This window comes from Pseudomonas sp. Emmai (genome assembly GCF_055179735.1).
This window is the reverse complement of record NZ_CM143685.1, coordinates 2,612,130-2,634,726: the sequence shown is the minus strand read 5'-3', so window position 1 is coordinate 2,634,726 and position 22,597 is coordinate 2,612,130. Positions and strand designations below refer to the sequence as shown.

23 protein-coding genes and 3 pseudogenes are annotated in these 22,597 nt (G+C 51.5%); 18 read left to right on the top strand and 8 right to left on the bottom strand.

Going from position 1 to position 22,597, the window contains the following annotated elements:
- Positions 1–185 precede the first annotated feature (185 nt).
- On the top strand, positions 186–1,316 hold the full coding sequence (locus ACY4LX_RS11975) for a hypothetical protein (protein ID WP_463260011.1): 1,131 nt from the start codon (positions 186–188) through the stop codon (positions 1,314–1,316).
- Positions 1,317–1,847: 531 nt separating this feature from the next.
- Here the strand turns inward: ACY4LX_RS11975 and ACY4LX_RS11970 are convergent.
- Positions 1,848–3,278 (bottom strand): IS1182 family transposase, encoded by a 1,431-nt coding sequence (locus tag ACY4LX_RS11970; RefSeq protein WP_463260010.1) that lies wholly within the window; start codon positions 3,276–3,278, stop codon positions 1,848–1,850.
- Between the two features lie 354 nt (positions 3,279–3,632).
- On the opposite strand from ACY4LX_RS11970, the pseudogene ACY4LX_RS11965 reads away from it, so the two are divergent.
- From ACY4LX_RS11965 to ACY4LX_RS11950, 4 genes and pseudogenes are all read left to right on the top strand, one after another.
- A pseudogene (locus ACY4LX_RS11965) lies at positions 3,633–4,055 on the top strand (S-type pyocin domain-containing protein); the annotation flags it as partial.
- Between the two features lie 10 nt (positions 4,056–4,065).
- A complete protein-coding gene (locus tag ACY4LX_RS11960) occupies positions 4,066–4,326 on the top strand; it encodes a bacteriocin immunity protein (RefSeq protein WP_463260009.1) in 261 nt (86 codons plus the stop codon).
- Between the two features lie 2 nt (positions 4,327–4,328).
- Entirely contained in the window at positions 4,329–4,589 is a 261-nt protein-coding gene (locus tag ACY4LX_RS11955; RefSeq protein WP_463260584.1) for a bacteriocin immunity protein, read from the top strand.
- A gap of 149 nt (positions 4,590–4,738) precedes the next feature.
- Complete coding sequence (locus ACY4LX_RS11950; protein WP_463260008.1) at positions 4,739–4,981, top strand: hypothetical protein; 243 nt, start codon at positions 4,739–4,741, stop codon at positions 4,979–4,981.
- Between the two features lie 85 nt (positions 4,982–5,066).
- On the opposite strand, the pseudogene ACY4LX_RS11945 reads toward ACY4LX_RS11950, so the two are convergent.
- A pseudogene (locus ACY4LX_RS11945) lies at positions 5,067–5,859 on the bottom strand (DNA adenine methylase).
- 239 nt (positions 5,860–6,098) lie between these two features.
- Between ACY4LX_RS11945 and ACY4LX_RS11940 the strand changes: the two are divergent.
- A complete protein-coding gene (locus tag ACY4LX_RS11940; RefSeq protein ID WP_463260007.1) occupies positions 6,099–6,434 on the top strand; it encodes a GrlR family regulatory protein in 336 nt (111 codons plus the stop codon).
- 51 nt (positions 6,435–6,485) lie between these two features.
- Here ACY4LX_RS11940 and ACY4LX_RS11935 read toward each other — a convergent pair.
- Positions 6,486–6,689 (bottom strand): annotated as a pseudogene (locus tag ACY4LX_RS11935) (lysis protein); the annotation flags it as partial.
- A gap of 763 nt (positions 6,690–7,452) precedes the next feature.
- On the opposite strand from ACY4LX_RS11935, the gene ACY4LX_RS11930 reads away from it, so the two are divergent.
- Positions 7,453–7,746, top strand: a complete 294-nt coding sequence (locus ACY4LX_RS11930; protein WP_463260006.1) for a plasmid mobilization protein — start codon at positions 7,453–7,455, stop codon at positions 7,744–7,746.
- Positions 7,743–8,897: a relaxase/mobilization nuclease domain-containing protein gene (locus ACY4LX_RS11925; RefSeq protein ID WP_463260005.1), complete on the top strand. Its 1,155-nt coding sequence runs from the start codon at positions 7,743–7,745 to the stop codon at positions 8,895–8,897. Before ACY4LX_RS11930 ends, ACY4LX_RS11925 begins: the two co-directional genes overlap by 4 nt.
- Positions 8,898–8,965: 68 nt before the next feature.
- Here ACY4LX_RS11925 and ACY4LX_RS11920 read toward each other — a convergent pair whose 3' ends face one another.
- Positions 8,966–9,619 (bottom strand): hypothetical protein, encoded by a 654-nt coding sequence (locus tag ACY4LX_RS11920; protein ID WP_463260004.1) that lies wholly within the window; start codon positions 9,617–9,619, stop codon positions 8,966–8,968.
- Positions 9,620–10,002: 383 nt separating this feature from the next.
- Between ACY4LX_RS11920 and ACY4LX_RS11915 the strand changes: the two genes are divergently transcribed.
- The gene (locus ACY4LX_RS11915; RefSeq protein ID WP_463260003.1) at positions 10,003–10,428 is read left to right on the top strand and encodes a hypothetical protein; all 426 of its coding nucleotides are present in this window, start codon (positions 10,003–10,005) and stop codon (positions 10,426–10,428) included.
- Between the two features lie 5 nt (positions 10,429–10,433).
- On the opposite strand, the gene ACY4LX_RS11910 is transcribed toward ACY4LX_RS11915, so the two are convergent.
- Positions 10,434–10,736: a hypothetical protein gene (locus tag ACY4LX_RS11910; protein WP_463260002.1), complete on the bottom strand. Its 303-nt coding sequence runs from the start codon at positions 10,734–10,736 to the stop codon at positions 10,434–10,436.
- A gap of 309 nt (positions 10,737–11,045) precedes the next feature.
- Between ACY4LX_RS11910 and ACY4LX_RS11905 the strand changes: the two genes are divergently transcribed.
- From ACY4LX_RS11905 to ACY4LX_RS11885, 5 genes are all read left to right on the top strand, one after another.
- Positions 11,046–11,996 carry a hypothetical protein gene (locus tag ACY4LX_RS11905; protein ID WP_463260001.1) on the top strand — a complete coding sequence of 317 codons (951 nt, stop codon included), beginning with the start codon at positions 11,046–11,048 and terminating at the stop codon, positions 11,994–11,996.
- Between the two features lie 69 nt (positions 11,997–12,065).
- Positions 12,066–13,052: a hypothetical protein gene (locus tag ACY4LX_RS11900; RefSeq protein ID WP_463260000.1), complete on the top strand. Its 987-nt coding sequence runs from the start codon at positions 12,066–12,068 to the stop codon at positions 13,050–13,052.
- 237 nt (positions 13,053–13,289) lie between these two features.
- Positions 13,290–13,532 carry a hypothetical protein gene (locus ACY4LX_RS11895; protein ID WP_463259999.1) on the top strand — a complete coding sequence of 81 codons (243 nt, stop codon included), beginning with the start codon at positions 13,290–13,292 and terminating at the stop codon, positions 13,530–13,532.
- Between the two features lie 855 nt (positions 13,533–14,387).
- Positions 14,388–15,053, top strand: coding sequence for a histidine phosphatase family protein (locus ACY4LX_RS11890; RefSeq protein WP_463259998.1), 666 nt, complete (start codon positions 14,388–14,390; stop codon positions 15,051–15,053).
- Positions 15,054–15,378: 325 nt separating this feature from the next.
- Positions 15,379–15,792 carry a hypothetical protein gene (locus tag ACY4LX_RS11885; RefSeq protein ID WP_463259997.1) on the top strand — a complete coding sequence of 138 codons (414 nt, stop codon included), beginning with the start codon at positions 15,379–15,381 and terminating at the stop codon, positions 15,790–15,792.
- Between the two features lie 460 nt (positions 15,793–16,252).
- Here ACY4LX_RS11885 and ACY4LX_RS11880 read toward each other — a convergent pair whose 3' ends face one another.
- Together ACY4LX_RS11880 and ACY4LX_RS11875 are read right to left on the bottom strand one after the other, a co-directional pair.
- Entirely contained in the window at positions 16,253–17,674 is a 1,422-nt protein-coding gene (locus ACY4LX_RS11880) for a UvrD-helicase domain-containing protein (RefSeq protein ID WP_463259996.1), read from the bottom strand.
- Positions 17,661–19,391 carry an ATP-dependent nuclease gene (locus ACY4LX_RS11875; RefSeq protein ID WP_463259995.1) on the bottom strand — a complete coding sequence of 577 codons (1,731 nt, stop codon included), beginning with the start codon at positions 19,389–19,391 and terminating at the stop codon, positions 17,661–17,663. Before ACY4LX_RS11875 ends, ACY4LX_RS11880 begins: the two co-directional genes overlap by 14 nt.
- A gap of 203 nt (positions 19,392–19,594) precedes the next feature.
- Here ACY4LX_RS11875 and ACY4LX_RS11870 point away from each other — a divergent pair, with 203 nt between their 5' ends.
- Positions 19,595–19,714 (top strand): DUF7693 family protein, encoded by a 120-nt coding sequence (locus tag ACY4LX_RS11870; RefSeq protein WP_463259994.1) that lies wholly within the window; start codon positions 19,595–19,597, stop codon positions 19,712–19,714.
- Between the two features lie 180 nt (positions 19,715–19,894).
- Here the strand turns inward: ACY4LX_RS11870 and ACY4LX_RS11865 are convergent, their stop codons facing one another.
- Positions 19,895–20,947 (bottom strand): hypothetical protein, encoded by a 1,053-nt coding sequence (locus ACY4LX_RS11865; RefSeq protein WP_463259993.1) that lies wholly within the window; start codon positions 20,945–20,947, stop codon positions 19,895–19,897.
- Positions 20,948–21,101: 154 nt separating this feature from the next.
- On the opposite strand from ACY4LX_RS11865, the gene ACY4LX_RS11860 reads away from it, so the two are divergent.
- The 3 genes from ACY4LX_RS11860 to ACY4LX_RS11850 all read left to right on the top strand — a co-directional run bounded on the left by ACY4LX_RS11860 (position 21,102) and on the right by ACY4LX_RS11850 (position 22,308).
- Positions 21,102–21,329, top strand: coding sequence for an AbrB/MazE/SpoVT family DNA-binding domain-containing protein (locus tag ACY4LX_RS11860; protein ID WP_463259992.1), 228 nt, complete (start codon positions 21,102–21,104; stop codon positions 21,327–21,329).
- 205 nt (positions 21,330–21,534) lie between these two features.
- Positions 21,535–22,026 carry a hypothetical protein gene (locus ACY4LX_RS11855; RefSeq protein ID WP_463259991.1) on the top strand — a complete coding sequence of 164 codons (492 nt, stop codon included), beginning with the start codon at positions 21,535–21,537 and terminating at the stop codon, positions 22,024–22,026.
- Positions 22,027–22,098: 72 nt separating this feature from the next.
- The gene (locus tag ACY4LX_RS11850; RefSeq protein ID WP_463259990.1) at positions 22,099–22,308 is read left to right on the top strand and encodes a hypothetical protein; all 210 of its coding nucleotides are present in this window, start codon (positions 22,099–22,101) and stop codon (positions 22,306–22,308) included.
- The last annotated feature ends 289 nt before the right edge of the window (positions 22,309–22,597 follow it).

Here is a 22,597-nt window from a genome sequence, read left to right as displayed (position 1 = left end):
GGAAAGATTTATTTTCTTCGTGGCTGTTCAAAGCACCAGTTCCAGCGGAGAGCCTCAACAGAAAACACACTATATCCGTCTTGATCCAAGAGGAATTGGCGCCTTCCCTTCAGTTGATCGAGTCCCACCTCCCCCTCAAGCGCCTCTGCTCCAGGTAGAACCCCTGATGATGGAATTTGCTTCGCATGTCCAAAAACCTTGATATCGATCCGATAGATCCAGCGGCAAGGCAATTGCACCGTGCAGGAGACATCGAGCGGTTCCCCTCTGGCAACACGACGTTTTTGGCACCATTGCCGCTGCCCACCGACGCATCCCCACACAGCCCTTATGTAAGCGATCTCAACGATACGTATCTGGATTTCGGCGGCGGCAAACCACAAGTGTTTTCATGGCAGATGACACTGGGTGGTCCTTTTACCGCTGCGCTCTTAATGGTCTTAGGTGGCCCGATTATCATCGCACTCTTTGGTGCAAGCTTCGGCTACGGTCGGGCTGACATTCGGGGTGCGATGCAAGGCGTCTTTTTAGCTACTCGCGAACCAGCTATCTGGATGTATTTGGGCGGCCTGGGCATCGGCCTCGCCGTGTGGCTCTACAATCATAAAAAGTACACACAAGTCACACCGACCCGCTTCAACCGTCAGCGCCGTGAAGTCTGCTTCATGCCCACGGGCGCAGAAGCTCCGGTTTTTGTGCCTTGGGAATCGCTCTCCGCCTGGGTGGTTCAGGCGCAAGGCGCAACCCAGTATGGTGTTCGGCGACAGTACGGCATGGGCATGGGGTTCCATCACGAGGGACAGTTGGTCAGCGTTGAATTCGTTTGTGGCGGTCTGCCACTTGCCATAGCCCATTGGGAGGCCGTGCGTGCCTACATGGAATACGAAGTCCACGACCTAAAAAGCATTCAGGACCCCATGGACCTGCAAGGTCCAGATGATCCACCCCATGAAGGGATGCATACTTTCCGCAATGCCCGGGCACGCCTGCACCGCCGGATTCGCGAAAAGGAAGTTGGGTGGGTCTATGCCTTTTTCTGGTACCTCTACCACCTCATGACATTCTGGACGTTACCCAATCGAATCGTCGAATGGGAAATTCGCCGCATTGCGAAAGTCGGACGCAAGGCATTGCCGCAAGCCATGCGTGATTGGTCCGAGCCACTACCTGAAGAGCAATGGGCAAAGCCAAGCGATGTTTTGGTCAGACTGACTAAACGGGTGAAAGAACTAAAAAAGCAAAAACCACTGCGCTCAATCACTGAAATTTTTGCAGAGGTTTATCAGGCAGAACAAACAGGGAAGAAGCGGGTGTGAGTTTGTGAAACTGAATCCCCCGGGTTTCGTAGACACCTCCAAGCCTTAAAATGAGGCCCATTACGAGGTGTGACTGACCTTCGTGCTCTATGAGAACCGTATGGGGTTTCTCAACAGTTTCAGTTGCAACACTCAAGGCAAAATAGTGATAAGCAGACGTTCACAGAGGGCTGATATCGACCTAAAGCTGCCCTTTTCGAAAGGCAACGATCGGCCAGAAGTGGCCGGTCACAACCAACGGAGAACAGCCAAAAGCGCATACTCATGACCGTCCGCCATTCATTCTAAGCAGACGCGTAAGTGAACGGCTCCAGCAAAATTTGAGATTGCGGTTAGAGACGATGGCACGGCGTCCTGAACCGGCAGCTATTGGCCCAGAGTGTGTAAAAACGCTCATAACCTGATCGTCTTGAGCCATTGACGTTCGTTGGCTGAGCGATCGCACGGTCAATGCTTCGAGTCGCATCGGTCGCGACCTAGAACACGTAACGCTGTTTTTACAGCCTCTGGGATGGGCCAAAGCCAGCCTTTTTATGCCGACAGCGCCTTCATTAAACCGTTAGCACCAATGATTTTCATGACCCGTTTCAAGTTGTAGGCGAGCACATTCAAGCTCATCTCCGCGCTCACCCCAGCCAGCTTTCGTGTCAGGAAGTGCGTTGCACCCATCCATTGTTTGAGCGTCCCGAAGGGATGCTCAACAGTCCGTTTTCGGACGCGCATCATCTCCGGTGCTTTGCTCAGCCGAAGCTGCATTTCCTCCAATACAGCTTCATGCTCCCAGCGTCGCACTCGTCGTTCCGTGCTCGGGGTGCATTGCGACTTCAACGCGCAGCCCTGGCATTTCGAACTCCAGTAACGATGCAAATTCAGGCCTTTTTCAACGTAGGAGTAGTGCCAGACCAGCGCCTCGCCAGCCGGGCAAATGTATTCGTTTTTTGCCGCGTCATAGATGAAGGCATCGTTATTGAAACGCCCGTCAGCCTTGGCTCCAGAGGTCATCGGTTTGGGCACATAGGCGGTGATACCGGCATCGTGACAAGCGAGGATTTGTTCGCTTTTGAAGTAACCTCGGTCCGCCACTACCGACAACGTTTCTGACGCCATCGCCTCGCGGGCTTGCTTAGCCATCGAGCTGAGTTGATCGCGGTCGGAACCAACGTTGGTCACCTCATGCGCAACGATCAAATGGTGCTGCGTGTCGACCGCTGTCTGCACGTTATAGCCAACAATTCCCGTGCCGCGCGTCATCATGGATCGGCTGTCTGGATCGGTCAGTGAGACCTGTTTATCCGGTGATTCATTGAGCTGGATTTCGATCGCCTGAAGCTCCTTCATTTGAGTTTTGAGCTTGGCGATTTTCTCTTCCAGCCGCACGGCACTGGGCTCGGAAGATGGAGGTTCTTGCCGATCGGCAGCATCGAGTGCTGCCAGGTAACGATTGATACTCGATTCAATTTCTTCCATGCGCCGTTTCAGTTTGGCGCTGGTGAAATTGCGGTCGCGGTTGTTGACGGCTTTGAACTTACTGCCATCGATCGCGACCAGATTTTCTCCGAATAATCCCAACTGCTGACACAGCACAACGAACTGGCGACAGACGCCTCGAATGGCCTTGCTGTTGTCCTTTCGGAAGTTGGCGATGGTCTTGAAATCCGGCATCAAACGTCCGGTCAACCACATCAGTTCGACGTTGCGTTGGGCTTCTCGCTCCAGGCGTCGGCTCGACTGGATGCGGTTGAGATAACCGTAGATGTAGATCTTCAACAAGACCGAGGGATGGTAAGCAGGTCGGCCAGTGTCGGCTGGAATGACACCTTCAAAACCCAGATTGACCAGGTCGAGTTCGTCGACAAAGACGTCGACTACGCGCACCGGATTGGTATCGCTGACGTAGTCGTCGAGGCTCTCGGGAAGTAAGGTGCCTTGGCCTCGATGTTCACCTTGGATAAAGCGCTTCATGGGCGATCCTTGCGATGAAATCCTCAGAAATCATAGCAAAGGTTCGCGGAGGCGTTTTTACACACTCTGGGCCGAATCCTGCCATTGCTGATCGATAGCTTTGGGTCGAAAGCAGCGTGTGTACGCTCACAATCAGCCAGAAGCCAACTTTCGTAACGATGGCAGCGGGTGTGCAAAAGGCCACCATTCAAACCCTCATGCTAGTGCGGTTACCATCCGCTCTCTGCAATGACATGGAACAGGGAATTCAGCACCGCTAACAGGAGTTGCCCTACAGCCAGCGCTTGTAATTCCCGTTAACGTCACCCTGCCCCTGCCTCAGGCCGGGAACCTCCAAGGACGAAAGGAAGCTGCATGTCCGGTTATGTGCCCAAATCAGCGTTGCCCAACTCGACTAGTAACAACAGCGGCGTAGAGCCTGTCGATATCAATGCCCAGCGTTGGGCGGAATACAAAGACCTTGCACCGCAGCCAGAAGACAACCCCGAAACCATGGGCTGTGTGTTTGCAAAGAGCTGCAACCTTCCTGACGGTGTAATCAATCACAACAACCCAGCCGGGTTCGTGCCCGGTGAGAAACTGGCCGACTATGGACTGTGGGCAGTGCTCGCCACAGGGGCCGCCATTACCGCCCGAGGCACCCTACTGCAACTGGTGGGCGGGTCTGCTTCTGGTAGCTCAATTGCTAAACGTCTTGGTGGATCGCTGTCACTGGGTCTGCTGGAGGGATCAGGCGTTGTTGTTGCTGCTGGCGCTGCGCTAGGCACAGTGGCGCTACACTAAATAAATGGAATTGAAGAGCAAGCTATCCGACTACACAGAAGCTGAATTCATCGAATTCATTAATGAAATAAAATTCGGCTCTAACGACGAAGCCACAGAAGACAAACTGATCTTTAATTTCAAAAAAATCATCGGCCATCCAGCAGGATCGGACTTGATTTTCTATCCCGAAAATAAAGATGAGAACACGGCAGAAGAAATCGTACAGATTCTGAAAGTTTGGCGCTCCGCAAATGGCTTGCCGGGATTCAAAGAGCGAGAGTGAATGTGAAAAGCAGAATTGATGATTACACCGAAGCGGAGTTTATCGGGCTGCTGGAAGAACTCGCCAAGGAAGACGAAGAAGCCGAGAACGATAATCGTGCAGACCTACTTCTTCTGCATTTCCAGAAGATCAGCCAGCACCCAGCGGGGTCAGACTTGATCTACTATCCGGAGCCCGGAGCAGATAACTCCCCCGAGGGCGTGGCGCAGATTGTGAAGGAGTGGCGTGCTGATCAGGGCTTACCAGGTTTCAAAGGCGGGTGAGCAGCTCCACGCACCAAGGGATGGCTTACGGGCGGGGAAAGCCAGATAGTCACCTATGCCCATAGTGAATCGAACAAAAAGTCCCGCGTCGCTGACCGCTGGACTAGGCTAAGTGGGCGACTCAAGCACAAGTAACGATAGGCCCTGCCATGAGCCAGACCGAACAAACCTACCAACAACTGCAGGCGCGCTTTGCCGAACTGAAGGCGCAGTATCAAACGCTGCAGGACAACTACGACGATGAAGTTTTGTTCTGCGCTAGCGTGCTACGTACTCTTGTTGCTGAAGATTATGATAAGTGTGTGACGCTGGTGAAACGCGCTGACTGCTCTGCCGAACGCAAGGCTGACACGTTGCGGTTTATTGCCGACGTTCGTGATGGATATTGTTGAGCGATTAACACCCGCGACAAAGCCCCATGCCTCTAGACCCGCACCAAGCGACACCCTGATCCAACGCATCGCAAAACGAGCCCCGTTAAAACAGCCCTCCCAGCGCCGCCGGCTCCCAGTTCATGATCACCAGTTCGCCACTAACTTCGGCTTTGCCCTGGCGCTGATTGGTATTGCAGTAACGGATGTCCAGTGTCTCGAAGTGGAAGCCCTCGAACACACGGCGGATGTCTGGATGGTCGTTGATGCTAACCATCACTTTGCCTTTGCAGCGGCGCATGAAGTCGGCCATCCGCTCGTAATTCTCAAACGGAAAGTCCACCCCATAACCGGCGGTCTGCCAGTAAGGCGGGTCCATGTAATGAAAGGTATGAGCACGGTCATACCGTTCCGCGCATTCAAGCCAGGGGAGATTTTCGACGTAGGTGCCAGACAGACGCTGCCAGGCGGCCGACAGATTCTCCTCGATCCGCAGCAGGTTGATCGCTGGGCCGGTGGTGGCGGTACCGAACGTCTGCCCGCTGACCTTGCCGGCGAAGGCATGGTGCTGCAGGTAGAAGAACCGCGCGGCGCGCTGGATGTCGGTGAGGGTTTCGGGGCGGGTCCTTCTGCCACTCGAACACCTGACGCGAACTGAGCGCCCATTTGAACTGACGCACGAATTCTTCCAGGTGGTTCTGCACGACGCGGTACAACGTGACTAGGTCGCCATTGATGTCGTTGAAGACTTCAACTGGTGCAGCCTGGGGTCGCATGAAGTACAGCGCGGCACCGCCGGCAAAGACTTCAACGTAGCATTCGTGAGGCGGAAGAAGCGGAATGAGGCGGTCGGCCAGGCGGCGTTTGCCGCCCATCCAAGGGATGATAGGTGTAGACATAGTAAGCAAGACCTTTACTGTATGGATAAACAAGTGCCAGGCTCGCCGCGCTTCGTGCACGGAGTAAGAGCCTTGGCTGGACTTGCAGGGCCAATCTGCAGGGACGGCGGTCGGTCCGGATGTTGACGCATCCAGACCGGCCGCTCTTTTTTACGAGTTATTTCATTGAGTTTCCGGTCTTCATTGCGAATTCCTATGGGTGACCTAGCATCAAGCGGCCATCACACAGGAGCTTAGAAATGTCGAACGGAATATTTGCAGTACAGTTCAAAACGAACCTGCCAGATAACGGAACCGGTGTCGTCGTAATCAAGGACGGATCTGTTAACGGTGGGGATGATAATTTCCTCTATCAAGGTCACGTACCGGCCACCTCAGGAAAATTCTCAGGACCGTTTCAGATCTCAAAGTGGAAGGATGGAACTACTAGCGTCACAGGAATCGATAACTACACTCTCGAAGCCACTGGGGAGATTGACTACGAGAAAGGCACAATTTCTCTCACAGGGACTGTCGCCGGCAATTCTAGTGTTCGATTAGACCTAACTGGTAAAAAGCTCCTTCCGGCGGTCTAGTAGTCCGCGCTTGAGAGCTGAAGGCATTATCGCTAAGCCTGTTGTCGGCTCTTACCTTTTCTTTGAAACCTCCTTTACGTAGGCCTGACAGGCCGCGAGCGCAATCAACCCCCAGTCGCCGTCATCGGTGATGCCGATAATTCGTCGAGAATGCGCCGGGTTAGTTTTTGCTCTTGTGTCGCCATGAACCACGCAGCTGGAGGCGGTGGCGGCTGGCACTGAGTCGTTGCCGGCAACAGCAGTGGCGTCGAAAACCCAGTACTGATTTATTTACATACACTCCAGCCCCCAAGACGCGCCCAAGCCCAATAACCCCAATCCTGATAAACTCCTGTCCTCCCAGCCTCACCCAAACCAGATTCCCAATGCCCCCAATCTCCGCCACACCCGCCCCACTCTCCCGCCGCTTCTCCGTCGCCCCGATGATGGATCGGATCGCCTAAGCCCGTATTCATTTACCATAACCGTAGTCGTGTGCATTTCGTGTGCAGCTATCGATACCGCTTTCGTACCCAGAGAGAGAAATTATTGGACAGACCGATTGGACTCCACGCTGAGGTTCTATGCCGCCAACCCTGGCACTACCGACTGGCACTACCGATTTTTCCCATCTCGACAGATGTGTGCAGTGGCCTAAATTCCTGAGACTGATCACTCAGCTGTCCGGCCACACACCTTCCGCAAACACCTACAGCGAATTCGCAAGTGCATGTTGTGATTTCGCACTTCACTATTGCGAAAATCACACTAACTAAGTGCAAATGCGCTTTAGTGCTTTGTGATTTCGCACTCCTACACTGCGATTTCGCATTCACACCTTGCGAAAGTTTAGGTATACAAACAAATAAATCAAAATAAAAGTCAAACCCACTAGATCCATTAAAGCTCATTTTGCATAATAGATCTAGAGCTTGTTTATAGCCAGTTGTGTCCTTGTCAGACATATAAGGATGCTCACAGCCCTTCAGGTGTTGCGCGGTTGTAACTCAGATCAAAAACAACAAAAAGGTGAGACAAGATGAAAAAGATTGAGAAAGAAACTAAAGACCATCGGATAACAATCAGGCTTACTAAGTCAGAGCTTGACGCCATGGATGCAAAGATTGCTGACGCAGGCTACAAGACCTCTGGGGCGTTTATCCGCGACTTCGTTGCCAGCGCGAAGCCAAGGGCCAAGATTAGTGGGGATGTCGTTCAGATCGCACGAGAGCTCATGAGCCTCGCATTCATGATCAACTCAAATGCCCCTGCCCCCGAGCTTTTGAAGAAGGTGAAGCACATCTCAGCAATCAATACTGGGGGTGTTAAATGATCGGGAAGATTTTCCAAAAGTCATCCAAGTCATTCAAGAAGCGCCTGCGCTACATCTATGGATGCACAAAGCATGACCACGAGATCGACGGCATGCAGACCATCGATCTAAATTGCATGTCAGATGACCCGATGCCACGGCTCTTGAAAGGCAGCGAAGCCGACCTGACGGACATGATCAAAGAGTTCGACCAAGTCGAGAAACTCAGACGCATGTCTATCGACGACGACCAGAAGATCAAGCCGGTATTTCACGCGATGCTGTCTTTGCGCCCTGGTGAGTCTCTGACGCCTTCACAGTGGCGTGTAGCCGTGCGCAAGTACATGTCTGACTTAGGCTTCAATGAGACGAACAAATTTGTAGCGGTGATGCACCAAGACAAGGATCACCAACACGTCCATATCGTTGCCAACAGGATCTGCATGGACGAAGGCTTCCTGATGGTCGATGACGGCTTCGAGCGTGACAAAAGCATGGACTCCGTCTCTGAAATCGAAGATATGTTCAGTCTGTACAAAGCACCACGCCCGAAGGAAACCTGGGGAATTGCACTCACACACGCACAAGTCCAGGCATCAATCCGTGACGGCCAGTTACCGCACAAACACCGCCTGGTCGCAAAAATCGCCGGAGCTATCGAAGCCACGAACGACTGCGACGGCGACATTTTCACGCTCGTGAGGTTGCTCAGGCAGCAAAAGGTCTACATCCACCTAACCCTGGACGAAGATGGACAACCTAAAGGCATTGCATACGAATTTGACGGCAAACACATCAGCGGCAGACAACTCAAGCGATCCAGGCTCACTTGGCGCAAACTAATCACACAGGAAGGTATTTCGTATGACCCAGAAACCATTTCAGAACTTCAGGACGAAATTGAACGCCGAGATAGCGAAGAACAAGAAAGAGCTCGAATCTACTACTACGAGTTCAAACCAGTTAATGGTCGCAGGAGAAAGCCAATCTACATTAAGTTCACAGCACGAGAGTACCAAGTTCAAAAGATGATCAAGGACTTGCTGGAACTGATCGACGCTATATTTGATGCGCTGTTCAAACCAAGAGAGTGCAGACTCAAGCGCAGCTACATAGAATACATCCCTAGTCAGACACTCCAGATACCTGAGGAGATTGAGTTGAGTATTTGAAATAGCGCTTGTACTAACAAACTGGCATCGAGCAACGCATGATGCGGAAGCTCAGACGCTTTTCTGTCTTACACGCTTGCTGCTTCCTGGTGCCTTTTAAGCATTTCCATTTCGACGTTCCATAGCCGGATGAACTTCTTCCAGTCACCTGCATAACCCCCACGGATAGTAGCAGTTGAGCCAGCGCTAGCTTGTAAGAACCGCTCGCACCACGGCTCTGGAATATCGTCATACCCAACGTAGTCGATTGATCCCGGCACAGACGTGATGGGTACTAACTCAAAAAGCTCATCTACGCTCATCCCAGAAGCTTCGCCGATGGGATCTATTTCGTCCGCTTTCCTGATTTCTGACAGAGAGTCTAAAAATGGTTCAGCGGACTTAGACCCCGGCTCGATTAGCTCCAGCCGCCACATCGAATCTCGTCGTTCATGCTCCCTTGCATATAGCCTATGCCAAACTTCCTTGAACTTATCGAAATCATCCTTAATGCTTTCTGTTACAGCTTTATCAGCTAACATGATACGAACGTGATCTTCCAGTCTGAAATCAGTAATAAAGCTAAGTCTATGGGGATGTACGCCCCGGAGAGCCAAAGCGAATGCAAACCTTGTCAAGTCACTATGCACGCCTGATCTTTTGCTTATGGGCTCAATTGACTTGTCTTCAAGGTATAGTTGAGCTACTTGCTGTGCATACAAGATGCTTCTGAAACCTTTCATAGCCTGGAATTCCTTTATATCTAACTTCTGATGTTAGTGTTTGCTGGCAAACCTTGCAAGAGGTATAATCGTCGACGGACTAAGAAAGGAATAAATATGGCAAGATGCGCCCTGATATACGATGCGAATGTAGTTTATTCTCTAGGGACACTCTCGATTGAGGGTCTCACATACGGAGCTATAGACGGAGTTGAATTTGACGGCGAGAAGCGCCTTACTAATCATATTTGCAAGGCATGGCTAGATACACCCGGCATTGGAATTGTAGACGCTCAAGGATGTGAGCACATGATTCTTAGCATTGACGAAAAGTCAGAAACTATAATTAATGATTTGTATCACTTGTTTGCCCTAGCATTCCTACACAGTCCAGAAAGTGCGGTATGAGAGTCAATTGGATGGTGCCCTTGCGGGCGCTCTTTGCGCTTCTGGGCTGGATTGTGCATCAGATAAACGTCTGGGGCGGAATCATCATCTCTATCCCCGTGCTGCCGATAGTCTGGCTAGCGGTCATGATGACAAAAGGTGCAAAGCGCGTTGGCAGAATGATCAAGAGATCTATGAGCCCGAGCGATCATGAGCTGAGTGGCGTCGTAGCTGACCACGGAGGATGGATCTTTGGCCAAGTGGACGGTGACCAGACAGCTTTGGGGCTATTCGCTGAGCGACATGTACGGACTCGCCTGGCTAAAGAAGGACTGGTGCTTCAGACGTCTGACGGTAAGACGTTCCTCGTCAAATCATTCGAAAAAGGCCAAAACTCCGCAGTCCTGGCCTTTCTCTTAGCTGATGCTTTTTTACATCAGTAGCTCTCTCAGCTGTGCTTTGGGAAGACGGCACAGCTCGCTCGCTGTGTAAGCGCCTCTGAGCAGCAGGCCGGACGCCAGGTCATATATGCGTCCATGTCTCCCCCAATCCTTCCCACGACGCTTAGCAGAGCGATCTGATCGAATTCTGTGAGCCTCGCCTGGGCCAGTATTTTCGCCTCGGCCTCTTTAGCCAGCTTTGCTCGAAATTGGATGTCCAATTCATCTGCACGTCTCTCTGCACGGTTTACGAGGGCGCGTAAGCCGGCTTCGCCGAAAACTTCGATCACGTCCAGGGTCAGATCAATCAACCCCTCAAGTTCTTGAGCCTAGTCATGTTCATATTCCAGGCCACACGCACGTCCATCTTTATGTAAGTCGTCGCTCTTCATGAGCGCTTTGGAAACTTGCTCATGATTGATTCAAAATGGAAACTTTCTGCTCGTATTATTTTCCGTGTTGGCAGTCCAATACAAACATAATTTTGAATTGGACTCACACACTCAATAGGTAAATGCAATCTACATAAAGGTAGTTTGACGTCAAATAGCCTGGCCAACCTATTGCACTACCCGAAACCCCTTATATAATGGGCTTATAGAGAGATTTCGGGGTCTAATATGAGCAGGTCGCTGTCGGCATTACTTGTCGCAATCGCATTTCTATTGTCCAGCGTAACTGCAATTTCCGTTGCGCTTGCGATATATTCGCTGATTGATGATAAGCGCCTGGCTCTGCTATTTGCTTCAGCAGCGGTGCTCTTAGATATCTTTAAGTATCTGGCCTGGCCAGTCGCAATTCGTGTTCTGCGCGGGTCTACAGCAGTTCTTACTATAGTCTGCGCATTGATGCTTTCGGTTGTTAGTGGATGGGCTACGTATGATCGCCTCATGTCATCTATCACTATTAGTAAAGCCATTCACGACGTTATGACGACGGATCGGGTTCAGACTATTACCGCGCTGGCTAAGAATGACTCGCTGTTGATCTCCAAACTGGATAAAGAAATATCTGATGCAACGACACAAGCTAACGGCTTGAGAGCTCGCGGCATGGTTTCTAAGGCCCTGGAGCTAGAAGAGTCTGTCGCCGCTCGTGCCGCGTCTCAGCGAGCTGATGCAATTGCTCGTATCAACGCTGGTTCCCTTGAAATCGCTCATATCAAGTCATCGGTGTCCAAAGCTTCGAGCTTGCCAGCACTGCTAGCTCAGTTTTTGTGCATGGGATTTGCGATGTCCCTTGAGGTCGTTCCTGCATTGATTCTGTCTGGAGTTCGTAGCTCTAGACGCTCCACCACGTCAGTTGCAGACTCGAGCAGTCGCGCTTTGCCATTATCTGGAATTGCTGGGCCAGAAACCCCGAAAACGCTGGAAACGCTGCTCGACACGAATGCAGAAATCCTAAAAACCCTGGTCGATCAGGCGAAAACCACAACGCCTGGGACGCCGATAAAGCTAAAGGAATTCGCTAAAAACAGCAGGATCGGCAACTTACGGGCGTGCGAAATCTTCAGAACCGCAGAAGCACTTGGAGTAATCAAAAAAACCACAATTGGATATGTAGCGACATAGAAAATAACCATTGACGAAGTTTTATGGCGCAACTTAGCATTTAGCGAATGCAACCGATAAGGATGTTAGATGAGCACTTCACGTATAATTTGGGCTGGTTTTATGGCCCTAATTGTTGCACCTGCTTTTGTTCTTGCTTCGAGCGTAGAAGGGTTAAGTTTCAGTCAGTCTATTGAGTCTGTTCGCGGGAACCTTTCAATGTTTTGGTTTCCTATATTCTTGGGAGATCTACTATCGTATCCGATCACGATATTTGCGACTATCTTTCCGGCTTCCAGCACTGTGTTGCCTTTCGCTGGCGAAATGATTTGGCAGGGCATCGGTATCATTGCGACGGTGATAGCGTTCATAAAAATTGCGCCGCCATTCAATAGCGACAAGTCCAACGCCATCAAAGAAACCAAATTTTCAAACGCGATAAAATTTCTGGTTGTCTACTGGATTTGTGCGGAAGGGATTTTAGGGTTCGTTAGAGACCCTATCGCCGACACTTACACTGGTAATGTTTACCTGGTTACCAACAAGGATGGGCATACCTACAACACACCCCTGAAAGCCAAATTGAAACTTGACGTAGTCGACAACGGCTATATTTTTGATCGTCGACCGGGAGTCACTGGGGATGGCATCAGAATGGAATTTACGGGCGATGACTTGGAAGTGCTGAAGCGCTACGGCATTCCCGCAGAAATGATCAATGGAGATGGCCGAGATATGGCCTTTGCCGAATCGTTCTGCCAAGTAAGCAAGGTTGGCGTTGAGAAGTACGGCAACTATTTTGGTGGCAGCCTGGGCGATTACACACTCAGCAGAGCAAGCTACGCAGCTGCGTTCCACCTCGGCTTTGGCAAACCGCAACCCGGGGTCATAAACTGTGGCAAAGCGCACCTTGGCGTCTTGGATTTCAACAAGTTGCAATTCGCTATGGATGACTTGAACCCGGACGGTTATATCTTTGCCGACCTTCGCCGGGACAGCCACATCAGCTTCGTCCAAAGAATGGTCATGAGCGCAAGGTTTGACAGCAGGACAATCATCACCGACTTCGGACACTAAGACTATCGCGTCACACTTAATGTGATTGCAGCTGAATCTGCGAACCCTGGCTTTTGAGCGACCATTTCGAGTGCCAGGTTTTTGTTGAAAGCGCCGCCATTCAGGGTCAGCTCATCGATTATCAATCAAGAAAGCACACTGCGCGTTTCAGGAAGCCCAGGCACTTTCAAACGCCGTTGTCCCTGCAGTTCACTGGGCCTGTGTTCATAAATATTCTAAGTCAGGGGTAGGCTCACAATGACCGAGCAATTCGAATCAAACCTCGTACCAGTAAACCCTTTTCACCTGGCAATCGAAAAACATGGTGAACACATCTATCTTCGCGTCGTCGAGCGGGCCACTACTGCACAGCAGGAAGCAATCGCAAACGGAACCCCGGTAGTCGCGATTGCAAACAAAGTAAAAAAAATAGCTCTTGAGATGTTCGCAGATGCCAACTTGATGAGCGGAATGAGGCTTGAGCAGGATCTTGGGTTGTGAGCCGCCGAATGTGTCGGCGCCAATTCGATTGACGCCCCACCTTTTGGTTTGGCGCAAAGAGATTAATTCATACGAAAATTTTTAAACCAATCCGAGTTGCTTTGTAATCAAAAGATAGCCGCGACATTCGTCGCGAAAAAGCGAGATAGCCGCGACTGCGTCGCAAAGAAGCGACCTCCCAAGCCCAGCAGAGCTGTGCAAGGCGAGACTGCTGCCCTGAGTATCGTTTTTATTTGTCCTGAATTTCTCATAAAAGCGAAAGCAACAGCGAAGCAATCGAATCGATTGCCTCAGATGCAACAGCGGGTAATCGGATCGATTACCCTAAAGCCAGCGAAGCCCTAAAAATGGCAGGGTATTGGAGATCTTGGCTTTTTTTTGTACACAAACATAACAGCTCCGTTTTTGTTTTTTCTTTTCAAGGGGCCGACGAAATTATTTTTACACTTTTTTTCAGGAGCGGTTGAAAGACCGGTGAAACGGGCCGGTAGCAAGCATCGCGATGCCAACACAGCTTGAAAAATTTACAGACGTGCGCAAGCGGCATGGGTTAACGCGGCGTCCGGATCGGTTCACATTTGAGGGGCATAACCGCAGCTGGGCAAGTGTCTGGTCAGCTGAGTCAGGTTAAGTAAGATGCGCCTGATGTTGTCCGCCGCCTTCGTCTCAGCAGACAGCGCTCTTTCCCTACGACTGCGTGCCCCCCTTCTCAGCATCCCTAGGAAGACGGAGCATGGGAAAAGTCCCTTACCTACTCAACATGGGTCTCCGTGACCTCCTTCATTACTCCGTCGCCGATGAGATTCACAAGACAATCCAGACGGCCACACATACATATTTAAAGGTAGAAAATAAATGCCGAAGCAGATCAGGTTGATCAGGCACGCCGAGAGTGTCGCGAACGTCGGCTTGGCCACGGCTACCCCCGACTCCATACCGTTGACGGAGAAAGGCCAGCGCCAAGCCGGTGCACTTCCTCAATCGATTACCTTAATCCCAGACCTGATCGTATCTTCGCCGTTCACGCGCGCTAAGGCCACGGCATTACCCACCGCCCTGCACTACCCCGACGTGCCTTTCGAGTTATGGGCCGTGGAGGAATTCACTTATTTGAGCCCAAGCAGATTCACCGGCAGCACCCAGGCCGACCGAAAGCCTCATACGGAAAGCTACTGGGAGAGCGGTGACGCGACGATGATTGATGGGCCTGGCGCTGAGTCGTTCGATCATCTGCTCGGGCGGGCAGATGCGATGCTGGCCAAGCTTGCGGATCACGATGCCCAGGACATCCTAGTTTTCAGCCATGGGCAATTCATCAGAGCTGCTGCTTGGCGGATCAAGCATGGAGACCACGCTAGCTCGCAAGATTTGATGCGTGAATTTCGGGTCGTCGATGTACGGGAACCGTTGAGAAATTGCTGGAGTTATCAGCTCGTGTTTGACGGCTGCAGATGGACAGTCGAATGCCAACTCGACGCATCTGGCTTGGGGAGATTTAAAGACAAGTTCTGTACGATATAGCGCTCTCGCCTATGGCTACCCGTTATCGCGCTTGAACTAGCAGCCGAGTATTCGGCAGTACATGATGGATGCCTTTGGCGGCAAACCACTCCCACGACATTGTCCTGCGCCCAGCAAAAAAATCCAGGACATTTCCCCCCGCTTCACTGAAGATGCTCCCCATGGATCAAGGCAGGGTGAAAGAAAAATGGGATTATTCATGCAGTTCTGGGCCTGGCTCTTTGAAGACAAAAGGTAGGCTTGAGAGCAGAAACAAGACCGCCTGACCATCGATGCGTTCAACAAGCTCAAGAATTATTCAGTCAGTGATCGGGGTGGATTGTCCATGGATCCCGAGGAGCTTCGCGAGCAGGTTGTGACTGATCGCAAAGAGCTAAAACACCTTGTTCAGCCATCGTCGAACCGTGCAACGCACGCGCACCAATCCACCACCGCTCCTCTGACCGCCCGCCAGAGACACGCGGCGCAATGCACGTCGAGAGTGGATGACTTTGTCGAAGTCGTGACCTGGCGCCGCCTGAACTCAAGCGCTTCCGCGCGCTATGTATGCCTCGAATCTTTGACAACAAGGCTATATGCGGTCGCCACTGTTGACCTTTTTTCGGAGCCTCTGGATAGACTCTTCGAAGGGCTCGCTGCAAAGGTCAGCCAGCGAGTGGCAAGTGCCATTACGTCTGGCGAGATTGAGTGGTTCGATACGGCCAGTGAGGCCATGGATGCTTACGATGCAAACTTGTGACATCCATTAGGCAGTGCAGAGTGAGCCATCTATGGAGAATTCCAAGTGTCGAGTTCATAGCTAGGAGCAGGCGCAAGCCTTGCGTCGACTCAGCGGACTTGGCAAGCCGTTCTGCTCACTCAATCCCGATCGTGCCGGCGCCACTCTAGCGGCTCAATCCGTCCCTGAAGGCTTGTCCCGCCCGATAACTACCAACTCCTCATGCTTGTACCCCATGGATCGCATGGCTTCGTTGTGGCACATCGTGTTCAGAACGTGAAGCACTGGTGGTTCTGATGTTTCAATCGTCAAGCGGTCTTGCTTGCCCGACCATGATCTCCTCCATGTCGAGCCTTGTCTCATACTCATACGTTTGCATCTCATCTATTCGTGGTGATCGAAACACAGCAAGCTGACTGCCTTGATCTAAACGCAATTTCAAGAACACCCCGCAAAGCCTTAAGGGCTTCTCATAGATTATTTATTTTATTTTGGGCCGCAAGATTGGCGTACTGGAACACACGACGACCTGGCGTGCCCCTCTCGTGAGCGCTACATAAAGGTGGTTCGCATCCATCTCCTCAGGATTCAAAATCACAGCAATATCAGCCTCAAGTCCTTTGAGCAAAAGCGTACTGCCAACGGATCGGCGCGACATTGGCCGACCTACGTACCGATTCTGTTCACGGATGCTGACAGTCGCGTCCTCAAATGTCGTAGACCCCTCGGCTGCGAGGCTGAGAGCTTTTTTGCAATGGCGCAAAATCTCCGGGCGATAGACGCGCACATCCAGTTGATCCCGAAGAGCGTCCAGCAACAATAGAGCCGACTCGAAGTTCGGGATCGCCATAAAGCTCATACCAAATTGCTCGGCTTCCGTTGCTGGGTTGTGAGCTTTGCCCGTGCTTATGCTTCCTAATCGCCTGATGTACACCGCAACGTCAAGATTTGTCATCAGCCCTTGGGCAAAGTTGAGCAGCACGTTCAGAGCATCAGGCGAGCTTGGATTGAATGCTTGCCCGAAGGCAGTCAAATCCTTCAGATCAGCCGCTTCTACAGTCACTGCGCCTGGCGTCTGACTTGCAATTTTTCGTTGCCCCCTCGGATTTTGGCTATCCCCGATGACCAGCACATGATGGTCTATCGAAGCAGTTTTAACTCTAGCCGCTTCGAGTCGTTGCTCATGGGCAGTTGCGGCTTCGAGTGCAATCCACTGCACTTGCACAGGTGCGGAGCGAAGGTCGATTGCTTGCCGAGTTTGCAGGGACGCACGAATCTGCAGGAGCCACTGGCCCAGAGGCTCATTCTGGACATTACGCCAGCGCCAAGGGGTTGAAAGCTGCCCGGCACTTGGAAAGTAACCAAGGACGTCCTTCTCCCAGTCAACCAAGGGCTCATTGAACCCAAAAATGGCTTGCAGGGGATCACCCAGGACGCAGGTTGGTAATGCGGATGCTAACCAGGCAATGATCTGATGTTGCGGCAACGTGCAATCTTGATACTCATCGACAAACACGCGGGAATAAGTGGATTGAAGGGCATCGAATACATGACCCGACGCTAGCAATCCCCATGCGGCGTCTCGAATGCTGGCGTAATCTGTTTTGCTTTTGAGCTTAAGAATCTCGGGACTGTGCCCACTCCGAATTGGGAAGGTTGCTATCAGTCTCATCACCCATCCATCTATCGTTGACACGCGATAAGTGGACGGATTTACGCCAGCAGCCTTCAGTCGTGCCCTCAGCGCCCCAACTCCCGCATTGGTGTGGGTCAAGAGCAACACAGTCTTCCCAAAGTTATGCATTTTGAGTGTATCGGTAATCAGTTGTGTCTTGCCGCAACCGGCAGGCGCTGTAATTGAGCCACAAGCAAAAGCCAGCAAATCGATTTCAGGATTCGGCATGGGCCCACACGAACAAAGTGGAAACAGCGAGCTGAAAAGCCTGCGCGCTGCCGCCCAAATGAGGCCCGACGATATACCGACCGACATTCTGCATCTTGGATATCGACTTGTACCATCCAGCCTTTCTGGTGCGAGACGCACGGCCAAGCACAGCGAGAACCTCCGGTGAGTAGCCGGAGAACAATACTTCGGTTTCAATCCCCGAGAGTGTGTAGCGCCCGCTTGAAGCGGTTTTGATATGCTCGTCCACCCTTCCCTCCTCCATGAACTCGTTCGCCATCTCAAGCAAGCTAGCGATTGCCACAGGCGGCAAACTTAGGAACAACTCATCCTCCAGTGCGCGTCCGGGCTGCCAAGCGATCAGAGTGCCTCCTGCTGTGAGAAACGAGGCCACAAGCTCTTTGGTGGGAGGTTTGTCACTGTCGACCACCACCAGAACACGATATCCCAATCGTAGAAGCGCGTTGCCTCGGTGAAAACATCGGTCTGGATCACTACCACCACTATCAACAAAGGAAACGCCAGCAGAGGCTAGTGGGGGTTTCCCCTGATCGACGTAGTAAAGATCTAACCCACGAATCAATCCCACTTCGCTCGCGCCTTCACAGACGATCACTGAACGGGAAAGGAACGCCTCAGGTTCTGAACGTATCGTGCTCTGTACATCGTCATCATTGCCGACCGGCAATATCAGATGAATCGGGTTCCCTCCCCTGACGATGAACAACTGATCACCAGAAAGCTCGCGCAAGATTACCGGTGAATGGGTGGTCAGGAACACCTGGAGTACGGAGTTTTTGTCCTTCGCTCCCAACGAATCCAACAGTCTGACGAGACGATGCGGCTCCAATCCGAATTCGACCTCGTCGACCAATAAAATCGATGCTGATTTGGCTGCCATTTTTTGGAGTCCGGCAACCAGAAGACGAGATGATCCCGTACCGAGACTGCGCAGTGGTATGCCCTGCTGGCTGTGCAACGAGATCGCCCCATCATTGAATGGGGTCGCATGAGTATCTAGCAGTGCACGCGCGCTAGTGCCTACTGGTATGCCGAGTCCTGTCGCCGTCTGGGTAACCAGTTTCAGTGTGTCACCCAATTGATCTTGAGCGTGATCTCCAAATGATGATCGCGCGAGTCTCGCAGCCTCAATCAATGCAGCCCCCACCTCTGCACGCTCGTCGGTGAGCTTGTTCAGCACCGATCCTCGCGTCCAGGAGAGATTGGAGTTTGAGTATCCTCCTAGTCTTGTGGGGGCGACGAGCCCCCTATCCTTCCAGGATAAATGACGGCTGGTGCCAAGGCTCTCGGCTTGTGCTGATGTCAGCGACCAAGTGGGCTCAAGGTCACCCTCCACGATCAATTGAATGGTTAAGGCGGTCGGCCAGTCTTTATAGGGCTCTTCTTCGATACTCCTGTTAGCTGGATTTATGGAGCGCAGGAAAATTCCGTAGCTCTCCACATTTTTCAGCGGTGCGTCGAGATCGAACAGCGTTATCGATATTTTAATGGGCTTGGTGACGTCCAGAGCATGAAAGTCCACGTCACTGAATTGGACATTGCGTCGTGCGCCCAAGCACAGGTCTATAGCATCCAGGATGGTAGATTTACCACTGTCACCTCTTCCAATCAGGCAGTTAACGCCGGGCGCTGGAAACCAAATAAGATTTTGAATTCCCCTAAAATTCAGGATCTCAATTTTAAAAATCTTAGCCATGATCGATCCCTGTCTTCTGTCGGGCTGGCCGACAGGCTTCCTGCTTTTAGTTATGTAAAAAGATGCAGCGTTTTGGGAGAGTAGACGAAACCCAGCTAATGCCAGCGAAAGAATGGTGAAAGAGTAAAGGTGTATCTCGAAGTGAAACTTTTGAACACGACCCCCCTCTCACATCCCGCGAGATCTACCAGATACTGAAGGACATGACGCTCGGAACACGCATTATGACGCGGGCCTCGATCCAGTCATGGAATGAGATCTATCACGGCCTCATTCCCATTGAAATGGATGACTGGCCGCTCACGCTTTTCAATGACTGCTAGTCCCTCAGATTGCTGCGAGAACTGCCCGTCACCTGACGGTCGTATTTGGTCTCTTGAAACCTGGCAACTTGATGGTACTGATCTAGTCGAGCCTCTGAGGCTAGGAACGTGAGCAGCTAGAGCGATTCTTATAAACCTTTAACCTATAAGATCGACATGTCCAAGGGCCGAATCTTGCTCCTAATATCGTACACAGACTCTCTCGCCATCCTCGGTTACAAGGCCCACATCCGTCTGGACGTTGAGGAACTCATAAATCGCGCGCACTTTGTTTACAAACGCGTGATCTCCGCTGAGTAGAACGTGAGCGTGGGAGGCGATTGATGCATGTGCGGCGTCGCTGATCGAGGCCACATGCCGTTGTTCCTTGTGAAGCCTGCTGTCAGGTTTGTAGCCAATGAAATTCAACAGGTTGTAGATTGCGGTGACCTTCTCATGTAGATGCATTTCCCTGTTGTAGATGGGGCTGTTTGAAATTCCGAGGAAGTTTTCGATCGAGAACCCTTTGCCGCGATAGTCGTCAAGGTGTTGGTAAATATCCCAAATCTTTTCGATGACGCGAGGCGGCTCTACGTTGTTGAGCTGTACCGGGCCCATACCGACCGATGCTCTGTAGTTCTGCACACCTGACTCACCTTTTTCGTCGTTGATGTGCTTGGTCATCTCAGTAGACGAAACCGCAACAGCTATTTCGTATTGTGCTTGAAGAGTCTTGAGGTATTGCTCTACGGGGCCTCTTAGATCCTCACGAGAACTGTCGATTTGATGAAGTTGGCTGGAGATGAGCCCGATGACGCCTTGGAAGGCGCTGGCCTGCTCATCTGCAATGTCTGTAAATGAAGCTTCCGTCTTACCGCCGTAAATCTTGAGTGTGGTCTGGTGTGCCGCCGCAAACATCGTGTCGTAGACGGGCTCTATCAAGAGGTAGTTGGCGAATGCTTGAGTCGGAGATAAAGAACCAATGATCATGTTCCCCGTAACCTCAAACGCCTCGTCGAGTTGATACTTGAAGTGCATGGCGTTGAGATCGAGTAATGCGAATAGAAATTTGTCTGGCTGACCGCTGCGCTTGATCTCCCGAAGGGTGTCATCGGAGTAGATCACCTGAAACTCCTCAGAAACTGACTTGAAAAAACCAGGGTTGCGATTTTTCACGACCATCGTAAGGACGTTCTGATCAACGTAAGCAGTAGGTTTACCTGAGTACATCGGCTGGTTTGAATATTCGTCCATTGTGAATAACTCTCCTGGCTCTCACGAGCCGACCGTTGAATAAACGTAAACAGCTCGAAAGTTTGCTAGCTGCGCTGCGCTTTAAGCCTGCACGCAAAAGCACGTTACCATTGCCGACACAAAGCCATGGAGACCACACGTGAGAAAGCCGCCTATGAAAATCATGATTGAGGAATGGGATGGTGACGGTGCGATTCGAATTCCTGATGAGGCATTGCAGGAGCTGGAGCTGGATGTCGGCGACTCTGTGCATCTGATAGAAGAATTTGTCGGCAACACGCGCTGCCTAGTCCTATCAAAAAAGCCTCAAATCACAGATCGGATAGACGAGCTCACTGAAGCCTGGAATAGCGAACAGCGCGGCAGCCTCGAAGACAAATAAGGAATTTCCTCCACGTCAAACGGAGGGCCTACGATGAATCTCGTTAGATTGATCCGACATGCTGAAAGCGCCGCAAATGCGGATCACTCCTGATCGCCGCGCTGACATTCAGAAGACCATTCATGGTTATTGGGAGCTGACCTGATCCTGCAAGCAACGTGAGGTCTACACTTTTGACCTCGGACTAACACTGAGGAGCCAAGAGATGCTCACGATTCCTGCAGACGGTGCGAGCGATGATGAGTGGTATGAATATGCTCAACAAAGCTGCGATTTTTTAAAGACTCACCTGGCCGGTTTTCTTGTCGAACAATTCTCATACAAGCCGCGATACGTGAAGCAGATGTTATCGCAATCAGGCTCGACAATTTCCGCTTTCACTAAGAAATACGATCTCTACTTCCGTGTTTTTGTGCGCCCTCAAGACTTCTGGCCTAGGGAGTGCGTTGTACTCGCGCGACTGATGTTCAAAGAACAGCGAGCAGGACATGGCCGGGATTTGCTTGAGATGCTTGTGAAGCTTGCACCAGCGCTTGGCTACAGATTCCTTGCCATCGAATGCGCTAACAAAAACGCCGCAGCGTTTGGCAATCGGATGGGTTTCACCCCCTACGAAGACGGCCGACACTGGCTCGGGTCAATCTCTGACATTCAGCAAGCTCTTGCCAAAAGATCACTCGACAGCAACACCGCTTAAGATCCAACAAACAAATATGAGACCCTTCCTAGCTCATGAATTCGTTAACCCGTTAGCCAGATAGGTGGTGCTATGAAATTCCAGCGTGAACGGGATCCTGAGTCATTACTGATTGAGAAACGAGCGGCTGAACTCGCTGCGGCTGGCTATCCCCTTCCCACTCACGATACTGCCATGGATGCCGAAGACATTATCCGTACTGCCAAGCAAGCTCGTGCGAGGCTGCTCGAGCAGTCAAACATCGACTCATCTCTTACCGAAAATTCATCAACGACATTCTGAAAATATGAAGTGCGTTTGTTCCGATTGCATAGTTTGAGAACCCAGAACACGAAAAAGTGGAGACTCATGATCGTGCCCTATGATTTTCATCACAGGGCACTCGATCAAATTTGGTACATCGAGGAGCAGGTGGGCCCAGCTATCGAGCGAGCGTTCAGTTCTCGTGTCCGCACTTATTGCTACTCTGCTCACCTGCTCACCTGCTCACCAGCCTGGAGCCACCCCCGAAATGGATATGACACTCCAAATGTCATACCCACCCGGCCTGAATATTTGCCAGTCGTTTCTG

What these genes read in the sequence shown, in the direction of transcription:
- ACY4LX_RS11975 (WP_463260011.1), top strand. Translation starts at nt 186, where the DNA reads ATGTCCAAAAACCTTGATATCGATCCGATAGATCCAGCGGCAAGGCAA.
- ACY4LX_RS11970 (WP_463260010.1), bottom strand. Translation starts at nt 3,278, where the DNA reads ATGAAGCGCTTTATCCAAGGTGAACATCGAGGCCAAGGCACCTTACTT.
- ACY4LX_RS11960 (WP_463260009.1), top strand. Translation starts at nt 4,066, where the DNA reads ATGGAATTGAAGAGCAAGCTATCCGACTACACAGAAGCTGAATTCATC.
- ACY4LX_RS11950 (WP_463260008.1), top strand. Translation starts at nt 4,739, where the DNA reads ATGAGCCAGACCGAACAAACCTACCAACAACTGCAGGCGCGCTTTGCC.
- ACY4LX_RS11940 (WP_463260007.1), top strand. Translation starts at nt 6,099, where the DNA reads ATGTCGAACGGAATATTTGCAGTACAGTTCAAAACGAACCTGCCAGAT.
- ACY4LX_RS11930 (WP_463260006.1), top strand. Translation starts at nt 7,453, where the DNA reads ATGAAAAAGATTGAGAAAGAAACTAAAGACCATCGGATAACAATCAGG.
- ACY4LX_RS11925 (WP_463260005.1), top strand. Translation starts at nt 7,743, where the DNA reads ATGATCGGGAAGATTTTCCAAAAGTCATCCAAGTCATTCAAGAAGCGC.
- ACY4LX_RS11920 (WP_463260004.1), bottom strand. Translation starts at nt 9,619, where the DNA reads ATGAAAGGTTTCAGAAGCATCTTGTATGCACAGCAAGTAGCTCAACTA.
- ACY4LX_RS11915 (WP_463260003.1), top strand. Translation starts at nt 10,003, where the DNA reads ATGAGAGTCAATTGGATGGTGCCCTTGCGGGCGCTCTTTGCGCTTCTG.
- ACY4LX_RS11905 (WP_463260001.1), top strand. Translation starts at nt 11,046, where the DNA reads ATGAGCAGGTCGCTGTCGGCATTACTTGTCGCAATCGCATTTCTATTG.
- ACY4LX_RS11900 (WP_463260000.1), top strand. Translation starts at nt 12,066, where the DNA reads ATGAGCACTTCACGTATAATTTGGGCTGGTTTTATGGCCCTAATTGTT.
- ACY4LX_RS11895 (WP_463259999.1), top strand. Translation starts at nt 13,290, where the DNA reads ATGACCGAGCAATTCGAATCAAACCTCGTACCAGTAAACCCTTTTCAC.
- ACY4LX_RS11890 (WP_463259998.1), top strand. Translation starts at nt 14,388, where the DNA reads ATGCCGAAGCAGATCAGGTTGATCAGGCACGCCGAGAGTGTCGCGAAC.
- ACY4LX_RS11885 (WP_463259997.1), top strand. Translation starts at nt 15,379, where the DNA reads ATGGATCCCGAGGAGCTTCGCGAGCAGGTTGTGACTGATCGCAAAGAG.
- ACY4LX_RS11880 (WP_463259996.1), bottom strand. Translation starts at nt 17,674, where the DNA reads ATGCCGAATCCTGAAATCGATTTGCTGGCTTTTGCTTGTGGCTCAATT.
- ACY4LX_RS11875 (WP_463259995.1), bottom strand. Translation starts at nt 19,391, where the DNA reads ATGGCTAAGATTTTTAAAATTGAGATCCTGAATTTTAGGGGAATTCAA.
- ACY4LX_RS11870 (WP_463259994.1), top strand. Translation starts at nt 19,595, where the DNA reads ATGACGCTCGGAACACGCATTATGACGCGGGCCTCGATCCAGTCATGG.
- ACY4LX_RS11865 (WP_463259993.1), bottom strand. Translation starts at nt 20,947, where the DNA reads ATGGACGAATATTCAAACCAGCCGATGTACTCAGGTAAACCTACTGCT.
- ACY4LX_RS11860 (WP_463259992.1), top strand. Translation starts at nt 21,102, where the DNA reads ATGAAAATCATGATTGAGGAATGGGATGGTGACGGTGCGATTCGAATT.
- ACY4LX_RS11855 (WP_463259991.1), top strand. Translation starts at nt 21,535, where the DNA reads ATGCTCACGATTCCTGCAGACGGTGCGAGCGATGATGAGTGGTATGAA.
- ACY4LX_RS11850 (WP_463259990.1), top strand. Translation starts at nt 22,099, where the DNA reads ATGAAATTCCAGCGTGAACGGGATCCTGAGTCATTACTGATTGAGAAA.